10 protein-coding genes and 1 tRNA gene are annotated in these 6,081 nt (G+C 54.9%); 8 read left to right on the top strand and 3 right to left on the bottom strand.

Features of this window, described 5'->3' with window-relative positions:
• Nucleotides 1–720: 720 nt before the first annotated feature.
• Complete coding sequence (locus PMI01S_RS25000; protein WP_084322790.1) at nt 721–1,173, bottom strand: DUF2280 domain-containing protein; 453 nt, start codon at nt 1,171–1,173, stop codon at nt 721–723.
• Between the two features lie 192 nt (nt 1,174–1,365).
• Here PMI01S_RS25000 and PMI01S_RS24995 point away from each other — a divergent pair, with 192 nt between their 5' ends.
• Nucleotides 1,366–1,566, top strand: a complete 201-nt coding sequence (locus tag PMI01S_RS24995) for a hypothetical protein (protein ID WP_084322789.1) — start codon at nt 1,366–1,368, stop codon at nt 1,564–1,566.
• Nucleotides 1,567–1,571: 5 nt separating this feature from the next.
• On the opposite strand, the gene PMI01S_RS24990 is transcribed toward PMI01S_RS24995, so the two are convergent.
• Entirely contained in the window at nt 1,572–1,811 is a 240-nt protein-coding gene (locus PMI01S_RS24990) for a hypothetical protein (protein WP_084322788.1), read from the bottom strand.
• A gap of 108 nt (nt 1,812–1,919) precedes the next feature.
• Here PMI01S_RS24990 and PMI01S_RS31760 point away from each other — a divergent pair, with 108 nt between their 5' ends.
• The 4 genes from PMI01S_RS31760 (at nt 1,920) to PMI01S_RS24975 (ending at nt 4,216) form a co-directional block, all read left to right on the top strand.
• On the top strand, nt 1,920–2,090 hold the full coding sequence (locus PMI01S_RS31760; protein WP_167362938.1) for a hypothetical protein: 171 nt from the start codon (nt 1,920–1,922) through the stop codon (nt 2,088–2,090).
• A gap of 75 nt (nt 2,091–2,165) precedes the next feature.
• Nucleotides 2,166–2,540 (top strand): hypothetical protein, encoded by a 375-nt coding sequence (locus tag PMI01S_RS24985; protein WP_139273091.1) that lies wholly within the window; start codon nt 2,166–2,168, stop codon nt 2,538–2,540.
• Nucleotides 2,537–3,043 carry a hypothetical protein gene (locus PMI01S_RS24980; protein WP_084322786.1) on the top strand — a complete coding sequence of 169 codons (507 nt, stop codon included), beginning with the start codon at nt 2,537–2,539 and terminating at the stop codon, nt 3,041–3,043. Before PMI01S_RS24985 ends, PMI01S_RS24980 begins: the two co-directional genes overlap by 4 nt.
• A 588-nt stretch (nt 3,044–3,631) precedes the next feature.
• Nucleotides 3,632–4,216: a hypothetical protein gene (locus PMI01S_RS24975; RefSeq protein WP_084322785.1), complete on the top strand. Its 585-nt coding sequence runs from the start codon at nt 3,632–3,634 to the stop codon at nt 4,214–4,216.
• A gap of 123 nt (nt 4,217–4,339) precedes the next feature.
• On the opposite strand, the gene PMI01S_RS24970 is transcribed toward PMI01S_RS24975, so the two are convergent.
• Nucleotides 4,340–4,416, bottom strand: a tRNA-Arg gene (locus PMI01S_RS24970).
• Nucleotides 4,417–4,708: 292 nt separating this feature from the next.
• On the opposite strand from PMI01S_RS24970, the gene PMI01S_RS24965 reads away from it, so the two are divergent.
• The 3 genes from PMI01S_RS24965 (at nt 4,709) to PMI01S_RS24955 (ending at nt 6,019) form a co-directional block, all read left to right on the top strand.
• Nucleotides 4,709–4,942, top strand: coding sequence for a hypothetical protein (locus PMI01S_RS24965; protein ID WP_084322784.1), 234 nt, complete (start codon nt 4,709–4,711; stop codon nt 4,940–4,942).
• A 21-nt stretch (nt 4,943–4,963) separates the two neighbouring features.
• Nucleotides 4,964–5,143, top strand: a complete 180-nt coding sequence (locus tag PMI01S_RS24960; protein WP_084322783.1) for a PA3371 family protein — start codon at nt 4,964–4,966, stop codon at nt 5,141–5,143.
• 549 nt (nt 5,144–5,692) lie between these two features.
• Nucleotides 5,693–6,019: an Arc family DNA-binding protein gene (locus tag PMI01S_RS24955; RefSeq protein ID WP_003178899.1), complete on the top strand. Its 327-nt coding sequence runs from the start codon at nt 5,693–5,695 to the stop codon at nt 6,017–6,019.
• Nucleotides 6,020–6,081: the final 62 nt, after the last annotated feature.

Below are 6,081 nucleotides of genomic sequence, written 5' to 3'. Positions count from 1 at the left end.
ACTTTGCTTTTGCATAGACTCCGCGACACGTTTTCATAATTCGCTAAACGTGTCGCGACACCAGGCCTACCGAAACGGGAGGCAAAGTCAGTCTGCCACTCAGATCTCAAATCGAACTCACTGCCTCCATCCTCCGGAGCACTACAGTAGTTACCCGACCTCAGATTGAGGGTGGATGACTGAGACGGAAATCCGGCCCTGTATCACTTTGCCTATCTGCGACTTACTGCAACAAAAACCCCCTCCTCGATCCCCTCCAAACCAACTATTTCAGTCCCGTTTAATCCGGTTGCGTGTAGCACTTATAGTGCGCCTTAGGTGCTACACGTAACCGGATGAAATGGGATTGAAATAGTTGGTTTGCAGCGGATCGAGGAGGGGATTTTTGTTGCAGTAAGTAGCAGACAGTCAAAGTGATACAGGGCTGGGTTTTCAGCTCAGTCCACCCTCAATCTGAGGTCGGGTAATTGCTGGAGTGCTTCGGAGAATGGCGGGAGTGGCTGAGGGATGACCTGGCCTCTCATTTCGCTAGGTCAGGTGTCGCGACACGTTTTGCGAATTATGAAAATGTGTCGCGGAATCGACGGTGAGGCAAAGCGGGAAGACCCGCCTTGGTCTGGATGGCTCAAATGTGAGCCATGATCACAATTGTATCGCCTGTTCCGACCTGCTGTCAGGGCTGGCTAGCGCTAGATAACGGAGGGAACGGGATATCAGTAGTTACCGCCTGAGGGTGTAATCGCGAGCGTGAACGAACTCCACTGCGACCCTGGCAGCCGGCGTGATGGAGCTGAGCTGTGGCGGGCGCTTGACGTACATATCGCCCGACTCCTTGGCGGCCTGCTCAATCAATTGAGCAGCCAGGACCAAATTGCCGCGCTCCTCGGCCTCTTCAACCATTCGCCCAAGTGCGCGCAGGCGATAAGCACGGTTGGCAACGGGGATCTCAATCATCGCCTCGCGGAATCCTGCCCGAGTGTCCTCGAACATCGTCACCCAGCGCTTGGCCAGGCCTTTGCTACAACGCTTGGTCGGGTCGTGAGCCTCGACTTGCTGGCGTGATACCACAACGCCAAAGCTCTGTTTCACCGCGGTCGCGACCTGGGTGGGCGAGTCGAAGCAGGCGAGCGCCTGTACTACAAAGGCTTTGATTTCGTTGTTGAGCGCGGCCATGGGCTTGGATCTGTCTAGGGTCTGTCAAGAATGGCCCCATGGTTGCGCGGAAACCTGGCAAAGGCAATCGAATAAGTGACGAGAAATCGCACAGCATCGAGATATTTCACTGCACTTATGTTCTTACACAGGGTTTTTGCCTGATATCGCGTCGGGATACACTGAAAACTGAATACATCCCCCGGAGTGCTTATGTCCGTTATCGATTGCCCTTACCTGGATGAAGTCAAAGTGGCCGTACCGCCAGAGCTGGCGCTGCTTATCGTGCGCAAGGCTGCGAAGCTCGCCGCTGACTTCGAGGAACAAGCCCTGGACCAGTTGACCAATGACGCACTGCGCGAGCTGAGACGCGGCACAGACGCCCGCGTCATCTATCGCCAGCTGAGCCTCTGACAGCGCTAGAGAGTCGGCGGCGGCAACCGCTTCCGACCGACCTTCACCGCCTTGTTCTCCCCATCCCGGCAGGCCACCAGAAAGGCCAGCACGTCCCGCCTCAGCCAGCAGTGTCTGGCCCCCATCTTGAAGCTCTTGGGCAGCCAGTCCACGCCCCGGCGCATTCCCTCTCTGACCGAAGCCTCAGTTCGGCCAAGCATTCTTGCCAGGTCGGCCACATAAACAACCTCACTTTGTTCATCCATCTGTAGCTCCGCAGATTTGCCATTTGTCGTTATTTAATCATCTCACTTGCCAACTGTAAGACAGTGTCTTACAGTTGACTCATCGAAGCGAACGAAGGAGGGGATCAGATGGCGAACACACCCACAGTGACACTCAGGCTGCCGGCAGACATAACCGCCCGCGTCGATGCCTACGCCAAGAGCGTGCAGTCGGAGACAGGTGTAGAGGTGACCAGAACGGCAGCACTCAAGGCGCTTGTGATTGCAGGCCTTGAGTCGAAGGAAAAGCGGAAAAAGTAACCAGCAGAAGAGGTGCCGGCCCGGTGCGCTAACACCGGGTCAGCTATCACACGACGAAACTTAGAGGTACACGTCATGCAACTTTACCAAAATACCCAAAATACAATTGATAATCAATATCCTACAGTCTTCAAGTCGAAGGGCATCATCTGCCCCAAGAAGTGGTCGGTCCTCATGCCGACCGTCATGCAACGGTTTGCCGCTCCAGTCATGCAGCCCGAACTGCTGCTCGCCATCACCCGGGGCGCTGATTCCTACGGCGGTACGCTCATGGAAGGCCTGCAGGCGGTGAGCAAACTGCTCTCGCTGGCCTCGGAGACGGTCACGCCGATCGATCGCAAGATGATTGTCCAGGTAGAGGCGCTGATAGTCGCCGTGGGTGACCTCACGCTGCGCCTGTACGACGTCGGGATCGAAGCAAGCATGCTGATTGAAGGGGGTGCGCAATGAACGCTCACATCGAAAGCCTGCTGTCTGCCGAACGCAACCGCTCCTCGATGTGGTGGCAGATCCTCAGCAAGATGCGCGCACAGGACCAGATGCCTGAATGGGCGTCACTGCAGGGGATCGGCACCGGACGCGACCACGGGCGCTATCTGGCGGCTCAGGATGAGGTGAATCGCTTTCTGTCTGACGGCAACCCGGAAAGCCCGGACGAGCAGGCCGCGCTGATCGATCTCCTGGAGGCTGAGCGGACGCACGCGCAGTGCTGGTGGTCGATGCTGAACACCATGCGTGCCCGTAAGCAGCTGCCCGACTGGGTGCGTATCCATCACATTGGCACCGGTCCGGAATACGATCGCTATTCGGTCGAGCGCACAGCGGTTAACAGAGCGCTGTTCGGTATGGACTGGGTGCGCAGCCTGGCTGACTTGGATCAGGTAGAGATTGAGCGCCGCGAGTTCCGCCGGCAGTTCGCTACGAACGTGATTCCAATGTTCCAGCACGCATAGAACGAAAGTTTCGTAATAACCGGCTGGGTTTGGGCTGGGTTTACAGGGCGCTCTCCGCAAGGACTGCGCCCTTTTCGTCTCAGTGAGCAAGTTTCGACTCACTCGAACTGCCGGAATCTCGGTAGTTTCGGCTCGGGTTTTATCGCGAGCGCGCCCGATTTGTTCGGGTGTGTAGGTATCAACACCGTGAGTTGCGTTCTACACGCTGGACCTTGCCCTTCACACTCTCGCGCCTCTCAAGGCAGAGCTCACGCCCTGACTTTACCAATGCCCGCCATGCCTTGAGCGGCGAGTAAGTCATGGGTATATGGGTGGTAAATTATAAGGGTGTCCAATTTTTGGACTAACAAAGCTTCGGAAATGGCCGTTTACAGTCCAATTTTTGGACCTATATTTAAGCTCCACCAACGAACCAGACGGAACCGGAAAGCCTAAGTCCAATTTTTGAACCGATGATGTCCAATTTTTGGACTAGAAGAATTCGAATCTGAGTTCACTCGAGTTAGCTCGACGCCTAGGCTAAATGCGTGCCTGACGATGGCGGCTGTACGTCGTGCTAGAGTTCTGATTCAACCTTGGAGGGAACCAATGAAAGCCAAATTTGCCTTTTTCTTGCTTGCATCCTGTGTGGCAGCATCAGCCTTTGCAGCCAAGAAGCCCTCAGAGCCTCAGCCTTGGATTCAAGAGCCCGATAGTTTCATGGGCATCAGCTTTGATAAAAAGCTTGAATACTCTCTTCCGCAATGCCCCGCTGGATATGAGCCGCCCAAGGAAATGTGCCGCGGTGCGCCCTACCAGGGGCTGTATAGAATTGACGGCATGCCCTCAATTGGCCTGTTCGGTGGCTTCGGCCTTTCCGCAATGGCGAAGACCGGCCCGGTTGACTCCTTCTATCTCACCACGACACCAGAAGACTTCCCGCGACTGGTGCAGATCTTCACCACGAAGTACGGGCAGCCTATGAAGCGCACAACGGAGGTCGTGAAAACGAAAGGCGGTGGCGAGTTTACAAACGAGCACCTGCAATGGCAGGGAAAGAAGATTGAAATTACCCTGCAGAAGTATGATGGCGACATCAATACCAGTTCCGCGAGTCTGCGCACCATCGCCTCAAAAAGCCGAGCGGCCCAGGATACCGGGCAGAAAATTCAGGACGCAGCCGGCAAGCTTTGACCGGCGCCTTCGATTAGCGCACTGCACTGAGTTGCAGAGCCTATTTTTTGGTCTGTTGCTGCCACCCTGCTGTCACGGCTTTTTTTGATGATCACCGTAAACAGCTGGAGGCCTTGAATTGTATGGTGTCCCAGGGCAGGTTCGAACTGCCAACCTTCCCCTTAGGAGGGGGATGCTCTATCCAATTGAGCTACTGAGACACAAGTCGTTCGCGAGAAAACGCGGTGCGATGGACGGCGTGCATGTTAACGGGCGGGTCCGCGTTTGTCATGTCGTCCTTAGCGCTTTTTAAGTGTAGGCAGGCGCCCTTCGACAGCGAGGGATTTGTTTACCGTGCAAATTGCATCACCGCAAAAAGCCATCATTGCAAATTGCAATGCAAGCACTTCTCGGGAATAACCTAATTTATTGTTTTTAAAGGATTTAATAGGCGGTAGACTCTTGGCACGTCGGCTGCTTTAGCTGTTCTCAAGAACAACGGAGGCCAGCCTCATGAACAGCGCCCTTTTACTCTCGAACGCAATCGCTCTGGCGGTCTTGCTGGGTTTTCACTTTTCCCCCGAGAGCGGCGCCGAGCCGGTCGCCCAACGCATGCCCCACTACCTTCAAGTACAGAGGGCGCCGCAATTGGCGCTGCTGAGTGATCAGCACGGCTTTGTCAGTCAGGAAGTGAGCCAGGAAAACATCCTGCTGCCGGCGCCGTCTTCAGAACGCCTGGTATTTTGAACACCCCCTCAGGAGCACAGCATGTCCAAATCAGCCGCAGGATTTTTCATCCTGGCCCTACTGAGCGGCATTCTTCATTTGTCACTGGTCCAGGACTCGGTTGTCACCCTGCCCCTGATTGCCTGCGGTGTTTTCAGCGCGCTGTTCGTGCTGGCACTGGTCGCTGGCCGCAAGATCAAGTTTGACCCGGTCCTGCGCTGACCTTTCAGCAGGTTTCAAGAGATGGGTGGCACAGCGCAAGCCGTCCTCATCAACATCCGCCGCGCCACACTTCTCACCATTTAGCCTGCAGATGCCAGCGAAAACCTCAATGAGACTGTCCTTGCGGACCTGAAAAGCGCCTCAGGTAAATCATATTGCCATCCATCCTGAAATAGCCTCCGTGCAGTGGATGCCACTAGTAAATCGGCAATTTGCCACTATCCTGTACAAGGCAAGGAATCGTGATCGACCGCATGGCATGTACCTTCAGGTGTCTTCAGATATTACCTGTCGGGTATCAGGACGCGGCCAGCGATACGGACGGGACAGACTTTTCAAACCAGTCCGCATTTCTGATAATTGGTGCTGGCATAACGCCGGCATCCAGTTCAATATTTGTCACAGAATTGACGCCAATGAACTGGCTTCTTTGAGGCATGATGCGAGCCTCTATCAATTCAGGTTGAACATTTGGCCAGAATCCTTGTCCTATCAGACATCGTGCGGCCAATCCCGAGAACCGCTCCCCTGAACTAACCGGTTAAATATATGCGCCCATTGAAACAGGCAATTTATTCCAGCCGTACGGCTGACAAGTTCGTCGTACGTCTGCCAGACGGAATGCGTGAACGCATTGCCGAGGTGGCTCGCAATCATCATCGCAGCATGAACTCCGAAATCATTGCGCGCCTTGAGCAGAGTCTTATTCAGGAAGGCGCACTGGGCGAAGAGTTGAGCATGCGCCTGGACAGCCCAGAGCTGTCATTGCACGAACGCGAACTGTTGCAACGCTTCCGCCAGCTTTCTCATCGTCAGCAAAACGCACTTGTTTCGCTGATTGCCCATGACGCCGAAATGGCCGCAGACGCCTCCTGACTCAACCGAAAGCTCAAGCCAGCTGATTGCTGGCTTTTTTTTGCCTGAAATTCAGGCAAAAA

The organism is Pseudomonas migulae NBRC 103157, from assembly GCF_002091715.1.
GTDB lineage: Bacteria > Pseudomonadota > Gammaproteobacteria > Pseudomonadales > Pseudomonadaceae > Aquipseudomonas > Aquipseudomonas migulae_A.
This window is presented reverse-complemented; position numbering and strand designations above follow the sequence as displayed.